21 protein-coding genes are annotated in these 25,802 nt (G+C 62.9%); 10 read left to right on the forward strand and 11 right to left on the reverse strand.

The window, feature by feature from the left end; genetic code table 11:
• The first annotated feature begins 7 nt into the window (after window positions 1-7).
• Window positions 8-1,462 carry a transglutaminase-like domain-containing protein gene (locus KJB29_RS00815; protein ID WP_215732934.1) on the forward strand — a complete coding sequence of 485 codons (1,455 nt, stop codon included), beginning with the start codon at window positions 8-10 and terminating at the stop codon, window positions 1,460-1,462.
• Between the two features lie 106 nt (window positions 1,463-1,568).
• Here KJB29_RS00815 and KJB29_RS00820 read toward each other — a convergent pair whose 3' ends face one another.
• Window positions 1,569-2,879, reverse strand: coding sequence for a M16 family metallopeptidase (locus tag KJB29_RS00820; protein ID WP_215732935.1), 1,311 nt, complete (start codon window positions 2,877-2,879; stop codon window positions 1,569-1,571).
• Window positions 2,876-3,937, reverse strand: a complete 1,062-nt coding sequence (locus tag KJB29_RS00825; protein WP_215732936.1) for a hypothetical protein — start codon at window positions 3,935-3,937, stop codon at window positions 2,876-2,878. The genes KJB29_RS00820 and KJB29_RS00825 overlap by 4 nt, the downstream gene beginning before the upstream one ends.
• 189 nt (window positions 3,938-4,126) lie before the next feature.
• Here KJB29_RS00825 and KJB29_RS00830 point away from each other — a divergent pair, with 189 nt between their 5' ends.
• Window positions 4,127-4,582, forward strand: a complete 456-nt coding sequence (locus KJB29_RS00830; protein WP_011365620.1) for a hypothetical protein — start codon at window positions 4,127-4,129, stop codon at window positions 4,580-4,582.
• Between the two features lie 32 nt (window positions 4,583-4,614).
• Here the strand turns inward: KJB29_RS00830 and KJB29_RS00835 are convergent, their stop codons facing one another.
• Complete coding sequence (locus KJB29_RS00835) at window positions 4,615-6,171, reverse strand: sensor domain-containing diguanylate cyclase (RefSeq protein WP_246560087.1); 1,557 nt, start codon at window positions 6,169-6,171, stop codon at window positions 4,615-4,617.
• 175 nt (window positions 6,172-6,346) lie between these two features.
• Here KJB29_RS00835 and KJB29_RS00840 point away from each other — a divergent pair, with 175 nt between their 5' ends.
• Together KJB29_RS00840 and KJB29_RS00845 are read left to right on the forward strand one after the other, a co-directional pair.
• A complete protein-coding gene (locus KJB29_RS00840; RefSeq protein ID WP_215732938.1) occupies window positions 6,347-6,868 on the forward strand; it encodes an NUDIX hydrolase in 522 nt (173 codons plus the stop codon).
• Window positions 6,865-7,746: an RluA family pseudouridine synthase gene (locus KJB29_RS00845; RefSeq protein ID WP_215732939.1), complete on the forward strand. Its 882-nt coding sequence runs from the start codon at window positions 6,865-6,867 to the stop codon at window positions 7,744-7,746. The genes KJB29_RS00840 and KJB29_RS00845 overlap by 4 nt, the downstream gene beginning before the upstream one ends.
• A gap of 205 nt (window positions 7,747-7,951) precedes the next feature.
• Here the strand turns inward: KJB29_RS00845 and KJB29_RS00850 are convergent, their stop codons facing one another.
• The 5 genes from KJB29_RS00850 to KJB29_RS00870 form a co-directional block, all read right to left on the reverse strand.
• Window positions 7,952-8,470, reverse strand: a complete 519-nt coding sequence (locus KJB29_RS00850; RefSeq protein WP_215732940.1) for a BCAM0308 family protein — start codon at window positions 8,468-8,470, stop codon at window positions 7,952-7,954.
• Window positions 8,471-8,573: 103 nt separating this feature from the next.
• Window positions 8,574-10,316, reverse strand: coding sequence for a diguanylate cyclase (locus tag KJB29_RS00855; protein WP_215732941.1), 1,743 nt, complete (start codon window positions 10,314-10,316; stop codon window positions 8,574-8,576).
• Window positions 10,317-10,327: 11 nt separating this feature from the next.
• The gene (locus KJB29_RS00860; protein ID WP_215732942.1) at window positions 10,328-11,008 is read right to left on the reverse strand and encodes a cyclase family protein; all 681 of its coding nucleotides are present in this window, start codon (window positions 11,006-11,008) and stop codon (window positions 10,328-10,330) included.
• A gap of 71 nt (window positions 11,009-11,079) precedes the next feature.
• Window positions 11,080-11,985 (reverse strand): Hsp33 family molecular chaperone HslO, encoded by a 906-nt coding sequence (gene hslO, locus KJB29_RS00865; RefSeq protein ID WP_215732943.1) that lies wholly within the window; start codon window positions 11,983-11,985, stop codon window positions 11,080-11,082.
• A 5-nt stretch (window positions 11,986-11,990) separates the two neighbouring features.
• Entirely contained in the window at window positions 11,991-14,363 is a 2,373-nt protein-coding gene (locus KJB29_RS00870; protein ID WP_215732944.1) for a peptidase U32 family protein, read from the reverse strand.
• Between the two features lie 167 nt (window positions 14,364-14,530).
• Here KJB29_RS00870 and KJB29_RS00875 point away from each other — a divergent pair, with 167 nt between their 5' ends.
• The 4 genes from KJB29_RS00875 to KJB29_RS00890 all read left to right on the forward strand — a co-directional run bounded on the left by KJB29_RS00875 (window position 14,531) and on the right by KJB29_RS00890 (window position 19,356).
• A complete protein-coding gene (locus KJB29_RS00875) occupies window positions 14,531-16,351 on the forward strand; it encodes a KUP/HAK/KT family potassium transporter (RefSeq protein ID WP_215732945.1) in 1,821 nt (606 codons plus the stop codon).
• Between the two features lie 19 nt (window positions 16,352-16,370).
• On the forward strand, window positions 16,371-18,188 hold the full coding sequence (locus tag KJB29_RS00880; RefSeq protein ID WP_215732946.1) for a KUP/HAK/KT family potassium transporter: 1,818 nt from the start codon (window positions 16,371-16,373) through the stop codon (window positions 18,186-18,188).
• Window positions 18,189-18,271: 83 nt separating this feature from the next.
• Window positions 18,272-18,682, forward strand: a complete 411-nt coding sequence (locus KJB29_RS00885) for a cupredoxin domain-containing protein (RefSeq protein ID WP_215732947.1) — start codon at window positions 18,272-18,274, stop codon at window positions 18,680-18,682.
• Window positions 18,683-18,747: 65 nt separating this feature from the next.
• Window positions 18,748-19,356, forward strand: a complete 609-nt coding sequence (locus KJB29_RS00890; protein WP_215732948.1) for a DUF4126 domain-containing protein — start codon at window positions 18,748-18,750, stop codon at window positions 19,354-19,356.
• Window positions 19,357-19,395: 39 nt separating this feature from the next.
• On the opposite strand, the gene KJB29_RS00895 is transcribed toward KJB29_RS00890, so the two are convergent.
• Complete coding sequence (locus KJB29_RS00895) at window positions 19,396-20,292, reverse strand: HDOD domain-containing protein (RefSeq protein WP_004513802.1); 897 nt, start codon at window positions 20,290-20,292, stop codon at window positions 19,396-19,398.
• A gap of 208 nt (window positions 20,293-20,500) precedes the next feature.
• On the opposite strand from KJB29_RS00895, the gene KJB29_RS00900 reads away from it, so the two are divergent.
• Complete coding sequence (locus KJB29_RS00900) at window positions 20,501-20,653, forward strand: hypothetical protein (RefSeq protein ID WP_004513801.1); 153 nt, start codon at window positions 20,501-20,503, stop codon at window positions 20,651-20,653.
• A 60-nt stretch (window positions 20,654-20,713) separates the two neighbouring features.
• On the forward strand, window positions 20,714-21,841 hold the full coding sequence (locus KJB29_RS00905) for a metallophosphoesterase (protein ID WP_215732949.1): 1,128 nt from the start codon (window positions 20,714-20,716) through the stop codon (window positions 21,839-21,841).
• A 19-nt stretch (window positions 21,842-21,860) separates the two neighbouring features.
• On the opposite strand, the gene KJB29_RS00910 is transcribed toward KJB29_RS00905, so the two are convergent.
• On the reverse strand, window positions 21,861-24,155 hold the full coding sequence (locus KJB29_RS00910; protein WP_215732950.1) for a serine protein kinase PrkA: 2,295 nt from the start codon (window positions 24,153-24,155) through the stop codon (window positions 21,861-21,863).
• Between the two features lie 13 nt (window positions 24,156-24,168).
• Window positions 24,169-25,797, reverse strand: a complete 1,629-nt coding sequence (locus KJB29_RS00915) for a SpoVR family protein (protein ID WP_215732951.1) — start codon at window positions 25,795-25,797, stop codon at window positions 24,169-24,171.
• Between the last annotated feature and the right edge of the window lie 5 nt (window positions 25,798-25,802).

Genomic DNA, 25,802 nt, shown 5'->3' on the forward strand with positions numbered 1-25,802 from the left:
CCACGCCATGCGCCTCATACACCTTTTTTCCCAGAGCCTCGGCATCCTCTTTTTCGTTCTCGTCACGGCGCTTTCCGTCAACGCCGAAACCAAAGCCTCTACCCTGCTGCAAAAGCCTCCCGTGGGGGAACGGTGGTTCGGCATCTTTCTCGGAAACGAGCGGACCGGCTTCGCTCACCAGAACATCACCGCGAAGGACGGCGGGTACGAGATCACGGCCGAGGGGAGCGTGAAGATGGTCGTCATGGGGTTCTCCCGCGAGGCATCTTCCCGGGAACGCTATATCGTGGGGACCGACCTCTCTCTCAGGTCATTCGCGGTGGAGCAGGTCATTGACGGAACCCCCATGGTAGTTACCGGGGAGGCGACACCCAAGGGAGTCAAGGTGGTTGTGAATGCGGGTGGAGAAAGGAAAGAGAAGCTCCTGACGGCTAAAGGTCCCGTTTTCCCGCCGCCGGTCCTGAACATCGTCCCCCTCATGAAGGGGACCGCCAAGGGGAAGCGCCTCCAGGTCCAGATGCTCGATGTGGAGGCGGTGAAAGTGAAGAAGGTGACCGTGACGGTCGTGGGATTCGAGCCCCTCCCGGACGGGGCCCGCGCCCTCCACATCCGCAACGACCTTTTCCCCCTCGTTGACAACGACATCTGGGTGGACGCCGCGGGGGATACGATACGGGAGTCGGTGCGGGACGGCCTCGTGGAAACTGTGGCCGAGGATGAGGGGCGCACCCGGCAGTTCATCGCCTCCGCGGCTCTCTCCCGTCGGGACCTTATCTTCGACTTCAGCCTGGTGCGGGTCGATCCCCCCCTTGCCAACGCGGCCAGTCTGACCCGGCTCGTGATGGAGCTTGACGGGATTCCTGCCTCCATGTCCCTCATCCAGGGAGGGGGGCAAACCACCCGCCGGACCGATGCCGGGACGGTGGTGTTCACGGTGGAACCGGCAAAGACCGCCGCCTCGCCCCTTGCCGATCCGGAGCGAACGCGCTTCACGGAGCCCACGGACCGGCTCCCGGCGGATAATCCCGTCATCATTGCCCAGGCCAGGGAAGTGGTCGGCCAGGAAACGATCCCCCGGAAGCGGGTGGAAAAGCTCGTCCAGTGGGTGGCAGCCGCCGTGGAGGGCGCTGTCACCGACGCCCCCTCCCCCCTCGACACCCTCAAATCACGGAAGGGGAACTGCCAGTCCCACGCCCGGCTCTATACATCTCTCGCCCGTGCCGCGGGGATCCCGACCCGGTTCGTCTCGGGGCTCGCCTATCTGGAAGGGAAGGGATTTCTCTACCACAGCTGGGCCGAAAGCTACGTGGATGGGGGATGGCTGCAGGTGGACCCCACCTTCGGGCAGGCTCCCGTCGATGCCACCCATGTGAAGCTGGTGGAAGGCGAGGGCCCCGACGACCTGGCGGCCATCGCCGGGGTGGTGGGTAAGATCAAAGCGCGGGTGATTGAGACGAAGTGATTATCCGAAAACCAAAATACGCAATAACACGGAGCAACGGAGCAACAGAGAAAACCACTTAGCTTCCGATTTTTTTCGACTCAGATTTTTCTCCGTTGCTCCGTGTTTAAAATAGATTTTCTCGGAACCCCTCCTCGTACCGCCTGACAATGCCGGCAATCTCCCGCTTGACCGCCGCCTTCACCGGACCCACGGCCACCAGGTTGAGCCGTGCCGGCGCGAAGAGCTCCCGGGCCGTGGCCATGACCGCCGCGGCATCCACGGCGCCGGCCTCGGCCTGGTCCTCCTCGATGCTCCGCACCATCCCCATGAGCTCACCCCATCCGTAGCGCACCTGCATGTCGAAGGTGGAATCCCTGCTGTAATCCAGGTCGAAGAAATATCCCTGCCGAACCCGGCCCAGTTCCTCGTCCCCCACCGGCTCAGTTGCCAGGCGCAGGGTCTCGCGCAGCACCTCCGTCACTGCCACGGCCAGGTTCTCCGGGGCCGTGGAGAGTTCCACAGCGAAGCAGCCGGTGTCGTCGTAGGTGGCAAGCTGGGCGTCCACCGAATAGACGATGCCGAGCCGCTCCCGCAGGTTCAGGTGGAGCCGGGAGCAGCCGCCGCCGGTGAGGATGCGCCGGATGAGCCGGGCAGCAGCCAGCCGCTGGTCCTCCCGGGGAAAGCTCCGGAAGGCAAGCTGGAGGTTCACCTGGCTGTCGGAGTCCTTGACAAACAGGGAAACCGGAGCGTCCTGGACATCGGAGACCGATTCCTGCACGGGCACCGGGGGGCCGCTCCAGGATGCGAAGGCCCGGCCGGCAGCGGCAAATACCTCCTCGACAGAAACCCTTCCCGCCGCCACCACGACGGCGTTTTCCGGCACGTAGTGGCGGGCCATGTGCCCCCGGAGATCCTCCGCGGTGAAGCCGGCAATGGTGTCGAGATAGCCGATGGTGGGCATGCCGATCCCGTGGCCGGGCCACAGGAGTTGGCTCGCCAGGTTGTCGGGGTTGACCTCCTCCCCCTGTTCGTTGATATCCTCCAGGGCCTCCTCGGTGATGATCTTCTTCTCAATCTCGAGCCCCGTGAGGAGTGGTGAGAGGAGCATGACCGACAGAAGCCGCAGCCCCTCGGCCACGTGATCAGGGTGGACACGGGTGTAGTAGCAGGTGGTCTCGGCATCGGTGGCGGCGTTGATGCAGCCACCGATCGCCTCGAAGTCCGCCTCCAATTCCAGGCTCGACGGGTGCTCGACAGTGCCGCGGAAGAGCATGTGCTCCAAGAAGTGGGCGAGTCCGGCCTTCTCGCGGCTGTCATGGCGGCCCCCCACCCTGAGGTAGACGGCGATCTCCGCCGAGTTGAGGTGGGGCATCTCCACGGCAACGACACGAAGGCCGTTGGGAAGGGTTGTAAGCCGGGGTGTGATTGTGGTCATGGGGCTTCCGCGCTGATGGTCCGGATGGCGTCGAAGACGACGGCGTCGTACTTGTCCTGGGAGATGGCCTGGGCCACGGGAGGGATCTTCAGAAGCGATTTCACAAGGCCGAACCGCATATCCCGGGGAAGAATGTCGATGTAGCGGACCAGGTTCTCCTCCTGCTCCGCTCCGAGCCGCGGATTAGCGGTGAGGGTCGCCACGATGTCCCCCATGGTGGAAGCCTGCAGGTCGTCCCGCTGGGCCTCAAGGCGCTCCCGCACCCCGTCCCAGCCGTTGAGGACCTCGACGGCGGTGACGGGGCGGCGGGTGTTCTCGGCGCACCAGCGTAGAAACGCAATGGCCGCCTCCTTGCCGACGATGCCGGCGTAGATCTCCATCTCCAGGTCCCTGGGGAAGCGACAGCTCTTCCTGAGGATGCTCACCATCTCCCATCCCCGCTCCGTGGGCTCGGCATCCATCTCCAGGGGGCTCCCCTGGCTGGCGAGGAACATGGAATTGGCGGCCAGGAAGTGGCGCACACCGGTGTCCAGATCCCGGGCCGCGGCGTAGCCGGCCCAGCAGTGGTAGTCGGTTTCCACGTAGAGCATCACCATCCGGTCGATGAGTGCCCGGTCCAGGGTTGCCACCTGGTAGGTGCCGTCGGGGGGGTTGATGGTCACCACCACCTTGTGTTTCGGGTGGAGGGAGTGGGTGTGGAGGGCTCGGCGCATCCCCTCGGCCGGGGGCTCCACGAACTGGAATATGGCCTGGAGGGTGTCCTCCTGCTGGGCCCGGTTCAGCTCGTCGCAGTGGATGACCGTGGCCGGCTCGTCATCGGCGGGCCACCAACAGGGGCGGGACCAGTTCATCACCTTCCCCTCCCGGTAGGGGATGCCGACCAGGTCCCCCACCTCCATCTGACCGAGGCGCAGCGGCACGTAGCTGCTCCCCAACTCCCGGCAGAGCTGAACGATCCCGGCGGTCTTCCCGACCCCCCGGTGCCCCACCACGCAGGGAGTAAGATCGGTCCTGGTCAGGATTTCCCGCAGGACGGTTTTCATCTGTTCGACGTTCATGACGTGCGTTACACCTCGTATGCATCCTGGAAATACTGATCTTCACTACCGCAATGTGAAAGCATAGCATTGTTGCGGCAGCCAGGTCCATACCGACGTGCGCGACGGTGGGGGGAACTCCCTTGACACGTCAGGGGCAAAGTGCTATAAACGCCGTCCCTTTCGGGGGAAATATTGCGAGGTGGAAGAATGATCGTCAGGAAGCGCTCAGCAGGAGATATTGTCGAGGCGAAATGCACCCGGTGCCGGGCGGTGCTGAACCACACCATCGTGGCGATGGTGGGGGAGCGGATTGTCCGGGTCCAGTGCAACACCTGCGGCGGCCAGCACAACTACCACCAGCCCCAGGAAGAAAAGAAGCCGGTCGAGCGTTCCTCTTCCCAGCGCACTGCCTCCCCCCGCACCCCATCGGCGGGTCGCCCCCGCAGGGAGCCGGTCCCGAAGGGGCCGTCGGAGTGGGAACTGAGCATGGAGAGGGTCGACCCGGACACGGCCACCCCCTATGCCATGGACCGCCCCTTCCGCACCGGCGAGGTCGTCTCCCATCCCGTCTTCGGCATCGGCATCGTTGTGACCGTCACCAAGCCCAACAAGGTGGAGATCCTCTTCAGGGACGGGGTGAAACTGCTGCGCTGTGCCCTGTAACCCCCCCCGCCTCCCCCTGCCCCGAAACCGCCTCACCTCGTCTCCATCCCGGCTTTATGGAGAGACTTGTCCTCGTACATCCGCCGGTCGGCCAGGCGCCAGGCGTCACGCAGGGTGCCGGGAGCATCGGTCGTTGCCGCGCCGAGCGAGAGGCTCAAGCCGCACTCCGCTGACCCGCCATTGAGTGCGGCTACGCTTCCCCGCAAGCGAACCAGAGCTTCAGCTGCTGCAGCCCCGTCGGTACCTTCGAGAATCACGGCAAACTCATCCCCCCCCACCCGCGCCACCACATCCTCTGCCCGAAACGCCTCCTGGAGCGCCCAGGCCGCCATGACGATCAGCCGGTCTCCGGCGGCATGCCCCGAGGTGTCATTCACCCACTTGAGCCTGTCCACGTCGACCATGATGACGCTGGCCGGAAAGTGGCGCCCCCGGTCGATCCGGTCCATCTCAGCCTCGAAAAAGCGCCGGTTGTAAAGGCCGGTCATGGAGTCGCGGGTGGAGAGGAGGACAAGCTTTTCCTCGTTGTCGCGAAGCCGGTTCATGAGGCTGTTGAAGGCGTCGGCCACCGCCTGGATCTCGTCGCCGGAGTTTATGAGCACGTTGCGGTAGGCGCCGCTTTCCTCAATCCCCCTGATCTGTTCCGCAAGGAAGAGCATCGGCGTCATCAAGCGACGCATGAACAACCAGACGACAATGGCGATCAGGAGCCCGGCGGGGATGATCCAGGTCCGGACCGAACGTTCCGTGGCCAGCATCGGTGCATAGGCCTCGGCCACCGGGTAATCGGCTGCAAGCATCCACGGCGCCGCGCCCAGCCGCTTCACTGTCGTGACGACGGTTTCTCCCTGCGCATTGATCGTCTCGCCGGAAACTGCCACGCCGCCGGCGCCGCGAGCATAGAGGCTTCGCAGCCCCGGTGGCAGGCCGAAGTTCAGCATGGTCCCTCGATGGGGGTTCGTCATGATGGTTTCGTCGGCGGTGAAGAGATAGAAGTATCCGGTGCGCCCCACCTTCGCGTCGGACAGGGAACCGAGGAAATTCTCCTTCATGAGATCCATGCTGCCGCCAAGGAGTGCCACCAGGCGACCGTCGCGGCTGAATATCGGTGCGGTGAACATGATCACCGGATGCCGGAGGGACTGCCGGGAGATATAGGGAGACGAGATATACGGCCTCCCCGTTGCCACCGTGACACGGAGATACTCCCGGTCCGAAAAGTCCATGCCGGGCCGGATGACTTCTTCAATAGTGGAGGCAAGGAGCTTCCCGTCGGCGGCAAAGAGGAACACCCCGTTGTCGAAGATGGAGCCGAGGGCCGGCAGCGTGTTCAGGAATTCCCGCGCCCTCCGGCTGCTTGCAAGGTGACCGGCGGTGCAGCTCCGGGCCGCGGAGACGAGTGTGTCATGGGATACCACGAGCTTGTCGTCCAGATCCTTGGCTAGCCTCGTCACGAGAGTGGTCTGCTGGGCCTCCACACCGCGAGCGTATTCATTCTCGAGAAAAGAGAGCGTGAGGTGAGCGGCCAAGGGGATGCAGGTAGACATAATGAGCATCACGAAGGCTGCAATTTTGGTTTTGAGGCTCATCCGTCCCATGGGCACCCTTAGGTAACGGTCACCATAAAGTTCATCATTACAGTATTATTTCGGTAACATGTCCCATTTCTTGAGAAATTAAACGACTGCCGCGACCAAGCCCCTTCTTCCCTTCTCTCCCCGCTTAGTGATATGCTCGCCTCATTTGCTGAAAGGTGGAAATGCCATGGACACCCGCAACCGCACCATCCCCTTCACAGGGCTGGTGGTCGACATTGAGCAGATGGATGTACGGATAGGCGACAAGGGATGGCACACGTTCCAGGTTGTACGCCATCCGGGAGGGGTGGGCGTCCTGCCGCTCCACGACGACGGCACGGTGACCCTCATCCGGCAGTTGCGCCCCTCGGTGGATGCAACGTTGCTTGAGATCCCGGCCGGCCGCCTCGATCCGGGAGAAGAGCCGGCGGCATGCGGCCTCCGGGAGCTGGCCGAAGAGACGGGGCTCTCCTCGACCCGGCTCGACTCCCTCGGTGTCATCCTCACCTCACCGGGAGTCTTTGACGAGGCGATCCATCTCTACCTGGCAACCGGACTCTCCCAGGGGGAGGCCGACCCGGAGCAGTACGAGGAGATTGAAACGGTGCGGGTCCCCCTTGAGGAGGCTGTCGCCATGGCGACGGACGGCCGCATCCGCGACGGCAAGACTATCATTGCCCTTTTCCGGGCCAAGGCTGGATTGCCATGATCCTCACCGGCCGGGTAGGAGAAGGGGAGGCGGGGATGCGTCTCGACGACGGGGCGGTGCGGCTCTTCCCGCAGCTCTCCAAGACCCGTGTCCGCAAGATCATCGACTGGGGGGGATGCGCCGTGGCCGGCGCCATGGTGCGGGTCGCCTCCCGCACGCTGCGGGCCGGGGAGGAGATCGTCCTCGGCGTCATGGAGCCGGAGCGCTACCAGGAGTTGGCCTACACCCGTGATGACCTCCTCTTCGAGAACGGCGACTACCTGGCGGTGAACAAGGCGGCCGGGCTCAACTGCCAGCGGACCCCCTACCAACTCAAGGGGACCGTGGAGCATGCGGTCACCCTCTACCTGCGCACCCTCGGTAGCCAGGAGCCGGCCCGGGTGATCCACCGTCTCGACCGGGGGACCTCGGGGGTGATGATCTTCCCCAAGACAAAGAGGGCAGCGGCCCACATCTCCGCTCAGTTGAAAGAGGGGAGGGTGGAAAAGGTCTACTGGGCCCTTGTTACGGCCGAGCCGGCATCGGACCAGTGGGAGGTCAACGCCCCCATCGCCAAGGTAGGGAGCGCCCGCTACGGGGTGGCCACCCCGGGCCGTGAGGCGCTGACCCGTTTCGCTGTCATCGCCCGGGGGACCGGCGGCTTTCTCGTGGAGGCCCGCCCGCTCACCGGCCGCACCCACCAGATCCGGGTCCACCTGGCCCACTGCGGTCTTCCCATCGTCGGCGACGCCACCTACGGCGGCGAAAAGGCCCCACGGATGATGCTCCACTGCCGAGCCATGTCCTTCACCGCTGCCGACGGGCGTCCTATCACTGCTGAGGCACCCCTCGACGACCCCTTCCGCGACGCATGCGCCAACCGGGGCATCTTGTTGTAATGCAATAACACTGAGCAACGGAGCAACGGAGAATTACAATTAACTGTTTGCTTAAAATTCTGCCTAATCTCCAGGCGTGCTTCTTAAAGAAGAAATAGCGCCTTTACTTCTCAGGTTTTACTTCGTTGCTCCGTTGCTCAGTGTTCAAATGCCTTTTCGGGGTTATCTCACAAAAAAAGGCGACGTTTCCGTCGCCTTTTCTGCGTCACCGTGTCCAGTTCACCCGAACGAAGCCCTCGTCCTGGCTCCACTGGAGACCGAGCTTCCCGCTGTGGGATTTGTAGATCTCCTTCCCCAGCTTTTCCGCCAGCTTCTCGTCGGTGGTGCGGATGGTGATGACATTCGCCTCCTGGCCGATCTCCATGATCCTGGCCAGGGGATTCTTGGCCCGCGCCTTCGCCTCGACATTCTTGACGGCGTTCAGGATCACCTCCTCGTGCTTGAGGAGGTAGTCGCCGGACAGGGTGACAACCCCAGCGGGGTTATTGTCCTTCATCCGCTGGCAGGCCGGGCAGACCCCCTTGTGGGGCAGATGGCCGGCGGGGAACTTTGCCCCTTCGTCACCCTCGTTGAACCACCGTTTCCCCCAGAAGGTAGCCTTGCACCCGGTGCAGACCACCGCCTCTTCCTTACCTTCAGCCGGCAGGTAGACATCCGTGCTGCGGGCTGCCCTCTTGCCGTGCTCCTCAACGCCAAACCGCGCTGATCCACGTGGAGTTGTCATAGGCGTCACACCCCTTTCCCGGAAGGCTTCCTGCCTTCCGCCCAATCGCCTGCAGTATTCTTACACTTTCCAGTATACCACCCGCCGTCCGGGACGCCACAGACTACGGGGAACGGCTCTCCACCCGGTCTCTTCCCAGCCCCTTGGCCCGGTAGAGGGCCTGGTCCGCCGCATCCACCAGCTCCCGGGCCGTCGTGGCGTCGTCGGGGAAGGTTGCGATGCCGACGCTTACCGTGAGGAGACCGCCCGGCTGGGTCTCCTGGAGGGAAAAGGGGTGCTCGGCCACGGCCCGCCGCAGCTTTTCCCCGGCGATGAGCGCCAGGTCGCGGCCGGTTTCAGGCATGATGACCACGAACTCCTCTCCGCCGTAGCGGGCCGCGATGTCGGAGTTCCTGATGCTGGCAACGAAAAGCTTGCTGATCTCCTTCAGCACCTCGTCGCCGCGCAGGTGCCCGTGCCGGTCGTTGTACTGCTTGAAGAAATCGATGTCGATCATGGCGAGGGAACAGTGCCTGCCGTAGCGGCGGGCCCGGGCCAGCTCGTGGTCGAGGCTCAACCAGAACTGGCGCAGGTTGAAGAGGCCGGTAAGGGGATCGGTGAACGCCTCGCTGGCGGCGATCTCGTAATTGCGCTTGAGGAAATCGTAATTGAACTTCTGAGCGACGAGGCTGCGGGCCTTGAGGAAGAGCTCCTCCGTTTCGGCCGGGAGGACGAAAAAACCGTCGGCCCCCGCCTGGGCGCTTCCCACCTTGGCCGAGCGGTCAGGATAGGGGGCGGTGATAATGACCGGGATCTGCTTACTCCGTTCGTGGGCCTTGAGTCGCAGGCAGACGTCGATCCCTCCCACTTCGGGGAGGGAGAGGCTCAGAATGCAGAGGTCCGGGGCCATGGAAATCCCCTTGTCCAGGGCGTCCTGACCGCCGCCGGCAGTGATGGTTTCATACCCTTCGTCCCGTAGCCGCGAAAGAAGAGGCCCCGCGAAGTCCTCCTCCAGACCGGCCACAAGAACCCGGGGGGTGCGGACCATGCGCACCGAAGGACCACCCTTGGGGAAGAGGACGGTGAAAGAACTCCCCTCACCGGCCTGACTCTCGACGGATATCCTCCCCCCGTGAAGGTCCACGAAGTGCTTCACCAGGGCGAGCCCGAGCCCGAGGCTTCCGGGGCTGGCAATCACGCCGCTCCCCATCTCGAAGCTTTTGAAGATCTGCCCCAGTTCCTCCTCCCGGATGCCCGGCCCCTGGTCGGAAACCGCCACTTCCAGAAACCGCTCCTCCAGGCCTCCGGTCACGTCCCGCAGGCGCACCGTGATCCGTGACCCCCGGGGTGAAAACTTGAGGGCATTTGTGGCCAACTCTTCAATAATGAAGGAGAACTTCCCTTCGTCGGCCAGGAGGGTTCCCCCATCAACGCAGCCGGCATCGATGGCCACACCCTGTTTCTCGGCCCTCTCCCGCAGTCGCTTCACCACCCGCTCAAGGGCATCCTCGACGGGAAACTCCTTGGGAAGAAAGACCGCCATCCCCAGATCGCTGCTGCAGAGTTCCAGGACCCGCTGCAGCATCCGCTGGAGCCGCATCCCCCGTATGACGATGGCGTCGAGGCCACTCCGCTGCTCGGGGTTCACCTCCCCCATGGCGCCGTCCCGGAGGCAGGAGGCGAAGTCGACGATGCGGTCCAGGGGACGCTGGAACTCCCGGGACATGTGGGAGAGGAATTCGGATTTCACCTGGGTGGCCATGAAGAGGCGCTCGTTGGCCCGCTCCAGCTCCTCGGTCCGTTCCCGGAGAAGGCGGCGCAGGAGGTCCAGCTCCCGGGCGCTGACGATCTTCCGTGATCCTGCCATGGCGCCCCCAGTCAGGCCACGGGCCAACGGGTCGTGTGGGGGTCGAAGGGGGTTTCTCCCCCCTTCGGTTCCCTCCCCCGGAGGATGGCCCTGGCCGGAGCGCCGTCCCCGCCGGCAATCTTAAGGGGAAGGCAAACCAGTTCGTACTCACCCGGTTCCACCTCGGCAAGGGTGATCCCCTCCAAGATCACAACCCCCGCGTCCAGGAGCATCCGGTGGACGGTGATGCCGCTTGCGATTCCCTCGATGGAGAGGTAGTCGATCCCCACGAGCCGGACTCCCGCCTCGATGAGAAACGCGGCTCCCTCCTCGGTGAGGTGGGCAAAATCGTCCTGGAAGCCGGGGCTATCCCAGAGGAGGGAATTGTCGGTCCGCAGGAGGAGCCGCTCCTCTCCCCGCACCGGAAGACGGGAAAGCTCATGGCGGCCGATGGCCCGCTCGCCGCGGATGTCCAGCACCCGGGCCTTCCCCATGAGAAGGGAGAGGGGGAGGTGGTCCACGGTGGCGCCGCCATCGCGGCAGTGGCCCGGCACGTCCAGGTGGGTGCCGCTGTGGGTGGTCATGGTAATGCGGGTGACGTTGGCTGTGTCTCCCCGGGCGATGCGGGTGACCGGCTCGCAGGTGACCGGCGGGTCGCCGGGGTAGACGGGAAGGTCGGGAGAAAGGGGAACCGTGATGTCGTGGATTGTCATGGTTGGCCTCCGCTGCGTGGGGGAATCACCAAAAAGTATACCCGCGGCGGAGGAATTTGCGAGGACGAGCGCTACATTGCTGAAATCCCGGCAAGGAGACGCTCAAGGTCATCGCGGCCGAAATGGTAGCGCTCCCGGCAGAACTCGCAGGTCACCTCGGTCTCCCCCTGTTCGGCGAGGAGGGAGGCGAGGTCGTCGCGCCCAAGCGATATGAGGACCCGCTCGATCCGTACCCGGCTGCAGGAGCAGACAAAGGCCAGTGCCCGCTTCTCCAGGGTGTCGTAGGGAATCCCCTCGAAGAGGTACTCCAGGAGCCCCTCGGGGCTCTTCCCCTGCCGGAGGAGCTCCGTGACCGGCTGCATGGCGCCGATCCGCTCCATGAGCCGGTCCACCGCCTCGTCGTTGTGGGGGGGGAGCGACTGGATGAGGAACCCGCCAGCAGCGGCGACGGCGCCGTCGGGCTCCACGAAGACCCCAAGCCCCACCGCCGACGGCACCTGCTCCGAGTCGGTCAGGTAGTAGGCGAGGTCCTCGGCGATCTCGCTCGTGTAGAGGAGCACCGTCCCCGTGTAGGGCTCCTTGAGCCCCAGGTCCTTGGTGACGGTGAGAAGCCCGGCCTGGCCGATGGCGGCTGCCACGTCCAGCTTGCCGCCCTCCCGCAGGAGGCTCACCTCCGGGTTCCCCACGCAGCCACGGACGGCGCCGTTGGCGTCGGCCTCCACGAGGATCTTCTTCAGGGGGCCGTTCCCCTCGAAGCGGAGTGCCACCCGCTGGCCGGTCTTCAGGAGCGCCCCCATGAGAGCGCCGCCGGTCACGGCCCGCCCCAGGGCCGCCGAGGCCGTGGGCCAGGTGCCGTGGCGCCGGCAGAGCTCACCCACGAGGCCGGTGGTGACGCAGGCGAGAGCCCGGATGCTGCCGTCCCTGGCGATGACGCGGACGAGATAGTCGGTGATGATCGAGTCGGTGCTGTTTCCCATAGTATCTATACCAATCCCATGACAAAGTTGAATTCGCTCGTCCCCGGCACCCCCTCGCCCCGGGCAAGGGCGTCGAGGATGGGGCGCCACCGCTCCCGGGGGGCCTGGGAGAGGTCCACCACGAAGGAGCCGCACCCCGCCTCCTGGAGCCGGCCCCGGAAGTGGGTGACGGAGAAGCGGACCGCTGGGGTGATGGTGGTGAGGTCTCCCCGCACCGCCACCTCATACTCTTCGCCCCGGTCGGAGACCAGGGGGGCGTCCCCCTTCACCCCCTTGATGGCGACGCGGGTGGTCATGGCCGGCACCCCGCCGTAGACCAGGACCCGCCGTCGCACCGGCACCGGCGCGCCGAGGAGTACCGCCATGTTCTCCACGTCGTCCTCGATGTAGAGGGTGGAAGTGGTCACCCCCAGCTCGTGCCACGCCATGATGGCCTGGGTGTTGAGGGAGAAGAGGCGGTAGTCGGTGGAGAGCTCCACGTCCCGTCCCGCAAGAAGGGGGAAGTGGGAGAGGTTCGAGAGCTCGAAGCGGCGGAACCCCTGCCCCGTGAGGAGGGCGACCGCCTCCTCGTAGAAGGGGAGGTCCGCGTCGAAGATGACGAAGGGGAGGTGCCAGATGATCCGCCCCTCATCCCCCCGGAGCTTGCGCGCCGCAAGGGGAACCTGGTGGATGTTGGCCCGAGAGACCGGAAGGATGATGGCGTCAACCCCCTGCTGGCGAAGGATGGCGGCATCGCGCAGGTGCTCGATCCGGACCGTCACCTCGCTCTTGACCTCACGACGCGGGTGCCCCGGCGGGACCAGGGAAGCCAGTGCCCGTTTCCGCGCTTCGGCCCGGCGCTGGGCAACGCCGGCCGCCACCTTCTCTCCCAGCCGGCGATAGAAGTCGCGACGGATATCCTTGAGCCGAGCCGGCGGGATGAGAACCGAGGGGAAGCCCGGAGCGTCAAGGCCCAGGAGCTCGAAGGGGGTCTCGCCGGTGCGGGAGAACTGGGCCCGAAGGACCCCTGCCATGTCGCTGGTGGTGGAGGGCTCCAGAAGGCCGACCGGAAACTCGGCGGCAAATTCGGCACCGGCGGCCCGGGCTGCGATGCGGAGGGTCTCCCCGGCAAGGGAAAGCTCAAGGGCACAAGGGATCTTCCCCGGCTTGACCGCGTCGAGGCGTTTCAGGCAGGCGTTCTCGCTCATGGTGAAGGCGGTCTCGGAGGAGACCTTGAAGACCGCGTCCCCCGCCTTGAAGGCGAAAGGGGACACCACCGTGACGATGCTCCGCTCCCTGGCCGACTTCACCCGCTCCTTCCCCACAAAGATATCCTTCACCGTGAAGGCCTTGCCGGCCATGTCGCTCTTGGGCTGCACCCGGACCCGGTCCCCCACGAAGAGGCGGTCTTTCGTTTCAAAGGTGAGCCGGTCCCCCCGCACGCTCTTCACCTCCCCGAGAAAACGCCCCGTGGCCCCCCGGAGGGTGGGGATGGCGATATCGGTGGGGGTGCGGGACGCCATGAACCCCTTGGTAGGGACCCGGCCGAAGGAAAACTTGAGGATCTCCTTGGCCCGGGCCGCCGCCTCGGCCCGCTTGCGCTCCGGGGCGTCGAGGACGAGGCGGTAGGCCTCCACCACGCTCGCCACGTACTCGGCCGACTTCATCCGCCCCTCGATCTTCAGGGACGAGACCCCAGCGGCGGCCAGGTCGGGGATGAGGTCCACGGTGGAGAGGTCGTTGGTGGAGAAGAAGTACCCCTCGTTCTGTCGATAGCGGTAGTGGCGGCGGCAGGGCTGGGCGCAGCGCCCCCGGTTGCCGCTGTGCCCCCCGAGGAATGACGAGAAGTAGCACTGACCCGAGATGGCGAAGCAGAGGGCGCCGTGGATAAAGCACTCGATCTCCACCCCCGACTCCCGGCTGATATGGCGGATGTCGTCGAGGTGGAGCTCCCGTGCCAGGACCACCCGCTCGAACCCCATATCCCTGAGCATCCGGGCGCCGGGGAGGTTGTGGATGGTCATCTGGGTGGAGGCATGGCGGGGAAGGCCCGGAAAGTGGTCCCGGATGAGGCGGGCCACGCCCAAATCCTGGAGGATAACGGCGTCGGCCCCCATGGCCTCAAGGGCGGCGAGGGTCTCCACGAGCTGTGGCAGCTCTCCCTCCTTCACCAGGGTGTTGAGGGTGATGTAGACCTTGCGGCCGAGGCCGTGGGCATAGGCCACCATCCGCTCCATCTGGGGGAGAGAGAGGTTCTTCGCCTTGGCCCGGGCCGAGAACTCCCGAAGCCCCGCGTAGACCGCGTCAGCCCCCTTCTCCATGGCGGCGAAGAAGGCCTCCAGGGAGCCGGCCGGGGCGAGAAGTTCCGGTTTTTTCGGCTGTTCGTACGGTTTTGTCATCCGTTCAGACTACCCGAAGCGGGGAGAGAAGGTCAAGGGTAATGGCCGGAAAGGGAGCCGGTTTGCGCTTGTGCCGCCGTGTGCTAAGTGATATAAGGGGCCGGCTGTATACATTGGCTCGCATCCCGATGCCCGGCACCGGCTCGCGAGCCTTGGAGGATGCACGGATGGTGCAGGAACACGCGGAATCGTTCTGGGGCGGAATCATCAAGTCCATGGGGCTTGTTTTTGGCGACATTGGCACAAGCCCCATCTATACCCTCACGGTCATCATGACCCTGACGAAACCGGACGCCGAGCATGTCCTCGGCATCCTCTCCCTCATCGTCTGGACCCTCATCATCCTCGTCTCCGTGGAGTATGCCTGGCTCGCCATGAGCCTCGGCCGCAAGGGGGAGGGGGGGACCATCGTTCTCAAGGAGATCCTGGTCCGGCTCCTGAAATCGGGGCGCCAGGTGGCCTTCGTCGGCTTTCTCGCCTTCATGGGGGTCTCGCTCCTCCTGGGGGACGGCATCATCACGCCGGCCATCAGTATCCTCTCCGCCGTGGAGGGGATGCGGCTGATCCCGGGATGGGAGAACCTCGCCCAGGGGGTCCTGATCCTCATTGCGGCGGTCATCGCCCTCATACTGTTCATCTTCCAGTTCAAGGGAACCGACAAGGTGGCCGGCGCCTTCGGGCCGATCATGGTCATCTGGTTCGGCGCCCTGACTCTGTCGGGGATCGTGTCGATCGCCGGCACTCCGGAGGTCGTCAGCGCGGTGAGCCCCCATCACGCCGTGACCTTCCTGATGCACAACGGCCTAGCCGGGTTCTTCATCCTCTCGGAGGTGATCCTCTGCGCCACCGGGGGAGAAGCCCTCTACGCCGACATGGGGCACCTGGGGCGAAAGCCTATCATCCGGGCCTGGTACTTCGTCTTCAGCGCCCTGGTCATCAACTACCTGGGGCAGGGGGCCTTCATCCTGAGAAACCCCAACGAAACGAACATTCTCTTCTCCATGGTGAAGAGCCAGGCGCCCATTCTCTACATTCCCTTCCTCTGCCTCACCATCATGGCCACCATCATCGCATCCCAGGCCCTCATCAGCGGGGTCTTCTCCATCGTCTACCAGGGGATAACCACCCGGATCCTCCCTCTCATGAAGGTGGACTACACCTCCACGCACCTGAAATCCCAGATATACATCGGCGCCGTCAACTGGTCACTGCTGGTGGCGGTCATCTTCATCATGCTCATCTTCAAGAAATCGGAGAACCTGGCTGCAGCCTACGGCCTGGCGGTCACCGGCACCATGTTCATCACCGGCATCATGATGACCATGATCTTCTCCCACACCACCAAAAAGTGGAAGGTCCCCATCGCCCTGGCGGTGACCCTCATCGATCTGACCTATCTGCTCGCAAACTTCCACAAGCTCCCCCACGGCGGCTACTGGTCCCTGATCCTTGCCTCGATTCCCCTGGCGATCATGATCATCTGGACCCAGGGCCAAAGAGCCCTCTACCGGGCGCTCAGGCCCCTGGACCTGGAGACGTTCCTCCTCTCCTTCGGGCAAATCTACGCCAAAGGGCACAATATTCCCGGCACCGGGCTTTTCTTCGTGCGGGAGACGGCGGTGGTCCCCCCCTATGTGATCCACTGCATCATCCGGAGCAACATCATCTACGAACGGAACGTCTTCGTCTCCCTGAACCGCTCCGACGAGCCCTTTGGCGTCAGTGCCAATCTCACGAAGGGGATCGGGCCGGGGCTCGACAGTTTCGAGATCCTCGCCGGCTACATGGAACTGGTTGACATCGAGCGGCTCCTCAAGAAGAAGGGAATCGAGGAAAAGGTCATCTTCTACGGCATCGAGGACATCGCCACCAACAACCCCATCTGGCGCGTTTTCTCGACCATCAAGCGGCAGACCGCCAACTTCGTCCAGTTCAACAAGCTGCCGGTCAGCAAGCTGCAGGGCGTCGTGACGCGGGTGGAGATGTAATCCGCGAAGGGGACCGGCCATGGACCAGCATAAGGGAGACGCCTCACTGGGGGGAATCGTCAAGGCGCTCGGTCTCGTCTTCGGCGACATCGGCACGAGCCCCATTTATACCCTTACCGTCATCTTCACCCTAACCCAGCCGACGAAGGAGAACGTCTTCGGCATCCTGTCGCTGGTCTTCTGGACTATGACGATCCTGGTGACCATGGAGTACGCCTGGCTCGCCATGAGCCTAGGGCGCAAAGGGCAAGGGGGGGAGATCGTCCTGCGGGAGATCATCATGAAGCTGGTGAAGACGGGGCGTCTCGTGGCCTTTGCCGGCTTCCTCTCCTTCGTGGGGGTATCACTCCTGCTGGGCGACGGGGTTATCACCCCCGCCATCAGTATCCTCTCCGCCGTGGAGGGGCTCCTCCTGATCCCCGGCCTCGAAGGGCTCTCCACCGGGACCCTTGTCGCCATCGCCGCCGCCATCGCCATCGGCCTCTTCTCAGTCCAGTTCAAGGGGACCGATCGGGTGGCCGGCGCCTTCGGTCCCATCATGGCGGTCTGGTTCAGCACCCTCGCCGTCACCGGCGTCGTCTCCGCCCTCTCCATGCCCGAGATTGTGGAGGCGATCAACCCGTGGCACGCCTTCACCTTCTTCCGGGAGAACGGCCTGGCCGGCTACTTCGTTCTCTCCGAGGTGATCCTCTGCTCCACGGGGGGCGAGGCCCTTTACGCCGACATGGGACACCTGGGGCGACGCCCCATCGTCAAGTCGTGGTACTTTGTCTTCATGGCCCTCTACCTCAACTACCTGGGGCAGGGGGTCTTCGCCATTACCCACCCGGAGGCGAAAAACCTCCTCTTCGGCATGGTCAGGGATCAGATGCCGACCCTCTACATCCCGTTCCTCATTCTCACCATCATGGCCACCATCATCGCCTCCCAGTCCATCATCAGCGGGGTCTTCTCCATCGTCTACCAGGGGATCACCACGCGGCTCCTGCCGCTCATGCGGGTCGACTACACCTCCCGGGAGATCAAATCCCAGATTTACCTGGGGGCCGTCAACTGGTTCCTCATGGTGGCGGTCATCCTCGTGATGCTCCTTTTCCGCAAGTCCGAGAACCTGGCCGCCGCCTACGGCATGGCGGTCACCGGCTCCATGACCATCACCGGCATCATGATGATCATCGTCTTCGCCCACACCACCAAGAAGTGGCGGGCCCTGGTGGCCCTGGTGATCACCCTCATCGACGCCGCGTACCTCCTCTCCACTTTCTCCAAGATCCCCCACGGGGCCTACTGGTCCCTGATCCTGGCGTCAATCCCCTTTGTCACCATCATCATCTGGACCCGGGGACAGCGCTCCCTCTACCACGCCCTGAAACCCCTCGACCTGGAGACTTTCCTCCTCTCCTACGAGCAGATCTACGCCAAGGGGCCCATCCGGGGGACCGGTCTCTTCTTCACCCGCGATACCGACGTGGTCCCCCCCTACGTGGTCCACTGCATCATCCGGAGCAACATCATCTACGAGCGCAACGTCTTCATCTCCCTCGTCATCACCGACGAACCCCTGGGGGTCGAGACCGAGCTGATAAAGGGCATCGGGCCGGGGCTTGACGCCTTCCGGATCGAGGCCGGGTACATGGAGGTGGTGGACATTGAGGCGCTCCTCAAGGCGAACGGCATCCAGGAGAAGGTCATCTTCTACGGGGTCGAGGACATCTCCACCCGCAACCCCATCTGGCGGGTCTTCTCGGTCTTCAAAAAGCTCACCCCAAATTTCGTCCAGTTCCACAAGCTGCCGGCCAGCCGCCTCCAGGGTGTCGTGACGCGGGTGGAGATGTAATACTTCCACTCCTCTCCCTTCCATTGACAAGCACGCCTCGCGCCTTAGAATTACCTTACAAACCGCGACAGAGGAGTCCTTCAATGAAAACAACTATCGCCATCGTGATGATGCTGGCGGCAGGCAGCCTTGCGGCTGTCGCTTCCCAGGAGGAGGAAAAACCTTACTTTGCCACCATCGGCAGCGACGGGATCCAGCATGTGGAAATCGTTGGGGGGAGCTACTTCTTCAAACCGGGCCATATCGTTGTCAAGGTGAACGTGCCGGTGGAGTTGAAGGTACGAAAAGAAGCGGGGATGGTTCCCCACAATATCGCCATGAACTCGCCGGAGGCCGGGATTGTCTTTGATGTCAGCCTGGGTGAGGAGCCGAAAATCGTGAAATTCACCCCGGTCAAGACCGGCAGGTACAGCATGTACTGCGACAAGAAACTTCTCTTCTTCAAGAGCCACCGGGAAAAGGGGATGGAAGGCGTGCTCGAAGTGGTCGAATGAAACCCGAGGGTCAGGGCTTGGCGAAGAGGAGAATACAACCGACGTTCGGACCGGGATGATTCACCATGGATATACTGGCACTGCTGGGGACGGCCACCGGCATCGCACTCTTTTCGGGGCTGAGGCTCTACACGACAATCCTTGCCATTGGCCTTGCCCTGCGATTCGGCTCCTTCCATCTTCCGCAAAGGCTGGCAGGGCTTTCGGTCCTTGCCGACTGGCGGGTGCTTGCCATTGCGGCGGCATGTTTCGTTGTCGAATTCCTGGCGGACAAGATTCCCCTCGTCGATACGGTCTGGGACGGGATCCACACCTTTATCCGCCCGATCGGGGCCGCGGTGCTCGGCTACACCGTTATCGGTAACTATGATCCGTGGATTCAGGTGGCGATCGTCCTCGCCTGTGGCGGCATCGGCTTCACCGCCCATTCGGCAAAGGCGGGCACCCGTGTGATCCTCAACCAGAGCCCGGAGCCCATCAGCAACATCGGGGCAAGCCTGGTGGAGGACCTCTTCGCCGTGGGCGGCTCCCTGATCGCCCTGACACACCCCCTTCTGATGCTGGGAGTGGTCGTGGTATTTCTCCTTGTCTTTGCCTTCCTCGCCCGCAAAATCGTGCATCTACTGATCGGCAGGTCCCGACGCCCCAGGGGCGACATGAATGCCCCATCGTGAGGTGATGCCCATCACTGGCGTCTGCCGCAACAAGGGCTCTCAGATGAACAGGAAGATCGATTCCACCTGGAGCCTGATGTCTTCAATGGCGTTGTCCAGGTCACGGAGGATCGTCTCAATGGCGTCTGCATCGATGCCGGGAAAGTGCCCGGCCATGCGGCACCACGCCGCGTATTCGGTCTCGCCCCCCTCGCTCACCTCATACCCGCCGTAGTCGATGCTCCGCCAGCGGCAGAACTGGTCAGCGACGGCGATGATGGAAACGAGGCCGGCATCATCCTGGGGAGCGTGGGTCGGCTCATGATGGTAGAGCATGGCATCAGTCACGAATTTCGGAACATTCCACCGTCTGCCGATGACGTGACCCACTTCGTTGTGGGTGGTGCCGAGCAACAGGGACTCGACCCCGTGGAAGGAATGCCCCTCTGCCTTGGCCTTCTGGGCGATCTGGGCAAACATCGGTTCGAGATAGTAGTTGAGGAATACCTCGCCGATGTCGTGGAGCAACCCGGCAATATACGCATTATCCGGTTCGGCGTAGCCGACCTTTTTGGCGATCCTCTTGGAGACCAGGGCGACGCCAAGGGCGTGGGACCAGAGTGTTGCCCGATCGATGACCCCCTTTCCTTCCCTGAACAGGTCGACGATCGAGCAGGTGTAGATGACCTCTTTGATGTGATCCAGCCCCAGGTATAGGATCGCCTCTTTCAGGGAGACGATGTTTTTCATGGTGCTGTAATAGGGAGAATTGGCCAGCCGCAGGAGCCTGATCGTCAGCACCTGGTCCATGAGGAGAAGGTCGAGAATTTCCTGAATATCCACCTCGGGGTCGTGAAGTTTTTGTACAATGCTGACAATAACCGTCGGGACGGTTGGAAGTTCGGGAATCGTGGCCAGCAGCTCTTCGGCCCTGGCAATCCGGTTGTCGACATTCATGGGCTACCCTCCTGTGCCTGGTCCCTAACCTTTTGGACTCACAGCTCTTATCGGCATCCCCCGCCTCTTTCTTGAGAGGAAAACCGACCCTGCCCGCAGAGCGTCGAATGGCGCCGTAGCCACGCTGCCGCTCCGTGATACAATTATCAGGTTTGCGGGGCATGAACAGGTACCTTATCTTCTGCGTAACGAAACGGAGGGTACACACATGGAAGGTTCAAAGCGATTCGGGGAGACCTACCGCACGTGGGCAACGGGAGAGAAGACCGAGGGGATATGCGAGGTGTGCGGCGCGGAGTTGGAAATTGATCCGGAAAGTGGCGAGCAGTCGTGCCCGTCCTGCGACAATCCGGAGCCTTAGGATGCGCGTCGGAGGAACGTCTGTGCCCCATTTCCTTGCCACCAGGGAGTAACAACCGTCGTGAACCTCTTTCTGCTCGTCTTTTTCCTGGTCTACGGCGGCACTCACGCCTATTTCTTCGTCAAGGCGCGGGGGGCCTTCGGCTTCGGCCCATCCATAGGCACCCTCCTCGCTTTTTTCCTGGCGCTCATGGCCATCGCGCCGGTCCTCGTCCGTATCACCGAGCGGCAGGGGTGGGAATTCACAGCCCGCTTCCTGGCCTGGACCGGCTATCTCTGGATGGGCCTCCTCTTTTTCTTCTTTTCCGCATCTCTTGCCATGGATCTCTTTCACCTCGTTCTCAAGGGGGGAGGAACGCTCCTGCAGCGCGACCCGTCCCTCCTGATCATCGGAAGAAGGGCCGCCTTCGGCATCGCCGCAGCCTACGCAGTATTGGCATGCCTGTCGAGCTACATGGAGGCACGACACATCAGGTCCCGGCGGATCGTTATCCCCACCACGAAACTTCCCGCCACGATCCCGAAGCTGACGATAGCGCAAATTTCCGATGTCCATCTGGGTCTGATTGTACGGAAGGAACGGCTTGAGAATATCCTGGCCAGAGTCAGGGAGGCCAGGCCCGACATCGTCGTCTCGACGGGGGATCTGGTGGACGGCCAGATCGACGACCTGTCGGCTCTGGAGAAACCACTGGCGGAGCTCTCGCCCCGGTACGGAAAGTTCGCGGTAACCGGCAACCACGAGGTTTACGTCGGTCTCGACCAAGCCATCGGTTTCACTCGCAGGGGAGGATTTACGGTCCTGCGGGGGGAGGGGATGACCGCCGGGGGAGCGGTAAACATCGCCGGGGTCGACGACCCCGCAGCCCCTTCGCCGCCCCATGCCGAACGGAACGCCCTGGCGGGACTTCCCGCCGACCGTTTCACCATCCTTCTCAAGCATCGCCCCCGGATCGACGGGGAGACCGTTGGACGCTTCGACCTCCAGCTCTCGGGCCACGTCCACGGCGGCCAACTCTTCCCCTTCGGGCTCCTGGTCCGTCTCTCCTATCCCTACATGGACGGCTTTTATCGGCTGGCGAACGGGTCAGCCCTCTCCGTGAGCCGCGGCAGCGGCACCTGGGGTCCGCCGCTCCGTTTCCTGGCCCCCCCCGAGGTTACCATCATCGAGTTGATCCCCTTCGGCTGAAGAAGGGGCTAGCCGTTCATCAGGTGCTGCCGTACGCCTTGGCCAGGTCGTTGTCGATGGCGTAGATGCAGACCTCCTTGGCGCCGTTCTTGGTGTAGCGGAACTTGCTGCAGAGGTTGTTGACGAGGAAGGTGACGTCGTCGCGGATCCGCTTGTCGTAGGTCTTGAACTCCTCTTTCCCGAAATCCTTGATGGCGCGGCGGAAGTTGACGTTCTCCAGGAAGGGGTCCAAGGCCTTCTCCTTCAGGTTGAAGACATATTTGTCGAACAAAGTCCGGTAGAGACGGGTAGCGGTGATTCCCTTCCCCTCGAAGAGGATCTCTTGGGCCAGGGTGTGGGCGGCGTACTCCCGCTGGATCTCTTTCCTGAACGCGAGACGCTGCGCCCGGTCGCGGCCATTGGCCCCCAGAAGACGGCTCTCGATCCCCTCGAAGAACGACTCGCTGATGTGGAGCTTGTCCCTGGTCCAGGTACAGGTTTCGTCCACCTCGGGCTCGAAGTTGATGGCAAAGAGGTAATTCTGAACGTCCCGGGAGATCTGCTCCTCGTTGTAGTAGTAGAGCGATTCCTTCACCTCCTGGAGAATGGTGAAATTGTAGAGCCCCCTGAGGGCGTCGAGGAAGCCGTTGGGAAGCTGCTTCCCCAGCTCCGGGTGGACCTTGGTGAAGAAGGCGATGAGGATGGTCATGGTGATCAGCTTGTCCTTGCGGGCAAAGGTGGAATAGAACTCGCCGAAGATCTTCAGGGCGTCGCGCCCCGAAAAGCCCCTGTGCCCCTCGTTCTCCCCCTCGGAGATGATCTGGCGCCGCCGCTTGGCCGTGAGGCGCTTGCGGTCCTCCTCCGTGAGCCAGGGAGGGATGAACCCGGTATAGATCTCCATCTTGAGAAGCTGGAGGTTGAAATCGCAGAAGGTGCTGTAGCGGTGGGGCTCGGGGATCCACTCGTGCATGGCGAAGGAGCGTTCGTCCATGCGCGACGCGATGATGATCCGGGCGAAGTTGTGGAGGACCCGGGGCAGGAAGCTGTGGTCGATGTGCTTGCCGAAGGTGTTGCGGTAGATCTCCACCTCGGTGTTGAGGTCCAGCACGTAGGGTATCTTGATGTACTCGACCCGGTCCAGGAACGACTGGTACCCCTCGATGTTACTCTTGTCCTCGGGGTTCATGAGGGCCAGGAACAGGGAGTCGACGTTCTCCTCCAGGTCGTCCACCTTGTGGACCCCTTCACTCACGATGTTGTGGAGCTCGATGAGCCGGTCGGTGTTGTGCCCTTTGATGTCCATGAGGGCGTAGATGCCGTTGTTGGTCTTGGCATACTCGGAGAAGAGGTACTTCACCAGATTACTGTCCTTGAGGATGGCGTTGATCCGGCTCTGGAGCATCTCATTGGTGAAGACACTGTTACGCATCGGCTTGTCGCCGGGGTTGAAGACGCTGACCCCCTCGCCGAGGCGCCGGTTGAAACGGTAGGGGCGGGCGTGGAGCATGCCGAGGACCGCCGCCGGGCTTTTCAGCCGGGCCAGGAGCGCCTGGTAGAGGGAGCTGCAGATGGTGCAGGGGGTGTCGCGGAAGAGCCACTCGTACTCCTTCTCGGTGAAGAGACGCCACTTCATCTCGTCATTCTTGAACAGGTCGTCGAAGAACTGGCGCCTGAGCTGCTTCGGGATCACGAGGAGGGGATTGTCGTGGGAGGGGCAGGGGATCTCCACGTAGTCATCCCCCGGATGGAGGGCGTGCTCCGCCGCCAGGAGTTCATCCTGACTGAAGTCGTGCTCCTCCAGGAGCTTGGAAAGCTTGTCGAGAAAAACCGCTGTCTCGTGCCGGGTGAACCCCCCGAATGCCTGGCGGTCCAGACGCCAGACCGCCTCGTAGCGTACTCCCGCGTCGGTATTGACGTAGTTCTCGAACTTCAGGAGCAGGTTGTTGAGGAAGGTGCTCTTGCCGCTTCCCGGCGGCCCCTCGAAAACATAGATCTTGTTCTGGAGGGAACCCCGTTTCAGGGCCTCCACGAGCCCCACGAACCGGTTGGCGAAGAGGCGGTCGGCGAAGAAGGGATGGTCGGTCCCCTCCACGAAGAGGCGGCGACAGTCATAGGGGATGAAATGGATCGATTCGGGGTCGTCGGGATACTCATCGGCGCCGATGTCGATGTGGCTCATGACCATGTCATTGAAGACCTGGAAGACGTTGCGGATGACCCGCGTGGGATTGGCCACGAGAATCTTCAGGAACTCCTCGAAGGGAATGGGGGCCAGGTGCTCCCATTCGTTCGCGCTCCGGTCCATGTGATGTAATGCCCTGCTTATGGTGTCCATGGGTCTGTTCCGCTCACACGAGAGTCTTGGAAAGTGTCCGGTTTTCCATGGTATAGACGTGCCGACGCCAGTGGATCTTCGGCGCTTCCCCTTCGCCGCGGGGCGCGCCCGCTTCCCGGGGAGGAGCCGACACCACTTCGCTGGTCTCCAGCTTCACCGGTCCCCCCCAGAGGAATTCTATCCCCAGCATGGTGTTGGCGATAAAGTCCGGAATCAGCGGTTTCCCCTCGAAGAGATGGTTGAGGTAGAGGGTCTTTCCACCCCCCTTTGCCCGGTCCACCTCAATGCGGGGTGGATGGTAGAGGGATTCCAGGAGCATGCCCCGGTATTCCTCGGCCTTACGGCTCTTGACGTAGTACTGCCACGCCGTCCGCTCCGCATTCAGGCGCTTACCCACCACGAAGAGGTTGTGGCGGTTGACGAAGTCCTGGTCCACGTAGGTGTTGATGAAGGTGAAGTCGCAGAGGTTTTCCCGCACCGCGAAGATAACGTCGCGCCCCGTGCCGGTGGCCCGGTCGAACTCCTTCCGGGCATGGCTGTCGGCAAGCCGCTGGTACTCCAGGGAGAGCCGCCCCTGATCGCCCCCCTCCTCGATCTGCTGGAAGAGCCGCATTCCGATGGCATAGGGATTGAGCCCCACCCGGTGGAGGCAGGTGACCCCCGAGTGGACCCGTGCGAAGTCCACCTCGTGCCCCTTGATCCGGTCGTCGGTGAGGAAGAGGGCCTCGTGCCAGTAGCTGGCCCACCCCTCGTTCATGATCTTGGTCCGGATCTGGGGCTGGAAGTAGACCGATGTGGAGCGGATCACCTCCAGCACCGACTTCATCCACAGGTTTTCGTCCTGGTTCAGGAACTCCGAATGCTCCATGAGGAACTGGAGAAGATCGAGCCGCTCGTCCTTCTTCTCCCGGGTTCCCTTGAGATAGAACGCCTCGAACTCCGGATTCTTCGCGACCACGTCGGCAAAGAAGCTCTCTTCGCACAGCTCACCCACTTCCCGCCTGCAGCGGTTGTAGCGCTCGATCTCCTTCACGTACTCGGCAGTCTTCACCCCCTTGACCTCCTGGAGGAAGACGTCGAAGTAGTAGTCGAGCCGCTTGGAAAAGGGGGGGCGGTCCTGCCGGAAGAGGTGGGAGAGCCCGTCAAAGTACCCCACCAGGTTGTCGATGGAACGGGCGAACTCGATGACGTAGTCGACCCACCGGCCGTGCTCGGAGCGCAACCGCGCGATGAGCCGCTTGTCGGCCAGGGCCTTCCCGGTCAGGTCGTATTCCCAGGTATGGCGGAAGTAGAGGTTGTTCTGGAAGAAGTCGATGTGGGCCAGGACGTGGTAGAAGATCATCACGTTCAGCCAGTCGGGATTGTTGTCGTTGTAAAAGGAGATGGGAGGGCGGGTGTTGATGACCGTCTCGTAGGGGTTGCTGGGGTAGAGTTCGTACTTTCCCTTTTCCCTGAGCAGTTCCACGTCATGGACCCAGTAGTCGTAGAGGGTCGGGATCATCACCTTCGGGTGAAGCTCCAGCATGTCCCGGTTGGTGACGATGTACTCCAGGGTCTCGTCGGAGAAGCGCAAGCCGGCGTCGCGAGCGCGCTCCTTGCACCCTTCCATGATGCTCTTGGTATGTTGATCGATGAGTTCCATAATAA

The sequence above is a fragment of the Geobacter grbiciae genome (assembly GCF_018531165.1).
GTDB classification, from domain to species: Bacteria; Desulfobacterota; Desulfuromonadia; order Geobacterales; family Geobacteraceae; genus Geobacter; species Geobacter metallireducens.

Coding starts and splice junctions, on each gene's coding strand:
- KJB29_RS00870 (WP_215732944.1), bottom strand. CDS start 14,363: ATGACAAAACCGTACGAACAGCCGAAAAAACCGGAACTTCTCGCCCCG.
- KJB29_RS00830 (WP_011365620.1), top strand. CDS start 4,127: ATGATCGTCAGGAAGCGCTCAGCAGGAGATATTGTCGAGGCGAAATGC.
- KJB29_RS00880 (WP_215732946.1), top strand. CDS start 16,371: ATGGACCAGCATAAGGGAGACGCCTCACTGGGGGGAATCGTCAAGGCG.
- KJB29_RS00860 (WP_215732942.1), bottom strand. CDS start 11,008: ATGACAATCCACGACATCACGGTTCCCCTTTCTCCCGACCTTCCCGTC.
- KJB29_RS00915 (WP_215732951.1), bottom strand. CDS start 25,797: ATGGAACTCATCGATCAACATACCAAGAGCATCATGGAAGGGTGCAAG.
- KJB29_RS00855 (WP_215732941.1), bottom strand. CDS start 10,316: ATGGCAGGATCACGGAAGATCGTCAGCGCCCGGGAGCTGGACCTCCTG.
- hslO (WP_215732943.1), bottom strand. CDS start 11,985: ATGGGAAACAGCACCGACTCGATCATCACCGACTATCTCGTCCGCGTC.
- KJB29_RS00825 (WP_215732936.1), bottom strand. CDS start 3,937: ATGAACGTCGAACAGATGAAAACCGTCCTGCGGGAAATCCTGACCAGG.
- KJB29_RS00815 (WP_215732934.1), top strand. CDS start 8: ATGCGCCTCATACACCTTTTTTCCCAGAGCCTCGGCATCCTCTTTTTC.
- KJB29_RS00890 (WP_215732948.1), top strand. CDS start 18,748: ATGGATATACTGGCACTGCTGGGGACGGCCACCGGCATCGCACTCTTT.
- KJB29_RS00885 (WP_215732947.1), top strand. CDS start 18,272: ATGAAAACAACTATCGCCATCGTGATGATGCTGGCGGCAGGCAGCCTT.
- KJB29_RS00910 (WP_215732950.1), bottom strand. CDS start 24,155: ATGGACACCATAAGCAGGGCATTACATCACATGGACCGGAGCGCGAAC.
- KJB29_RS00895 (WP_004513802.1), bottom strand. CDS start 20,292: ATGAATGTCGACAACCGGATTGCCAGGGCCGAAGAGCTGCTGGCCACG.
- KJB29_RS00840 (WP_215732938.1), top strand. CDS start 6,347: ATGGACACCCGCAACCGCACCATCCCCTTCACAGGGCTGGTGGTCGAC.
- KJB29_RS00875 (WP_215732945.1), top strand. CDS start 14,531: ATGGTGCAGGAACACGCGGAATCGTTCTGGGGCGGAATCATCAAGTCC.
- KJB29_RS00820 (WP_215732935.1), bottom strand. CDS start 2,879: ATGACCACAATCACACCCCGGCTTACAACCCTTCCCAACGGCCTTCGT.
- KJB29_RS00850 (WP_215732940.1), bottom strand. CDS start 8,470: ATGACAACTCCACGTGGATCAGCGCGGTTTGGCGTTGAGGAGCACGGC.
- KJB29_RS00835 (WP_246560087.1), bottom strand. CDS start 6,171: ATGAGCCTCAAAACCAAAATTGCAGCCTTCGTGATGCTCATTATGTCT.
- KJB29_RS00900 (WP_004513801.1), top strand. CDS start 20,501: ATGGAAGGTTCAAAGCGATTCGGGGAGACCTACCGCACGTGGGCAACG.
- KJB29_RS00845 (WP_215732939.1), top strand. CDS start 6,865: ATGATCCTCACCGGCCGGGTAGGAGAAGGGGAGGCGGGGATGCGTCTC.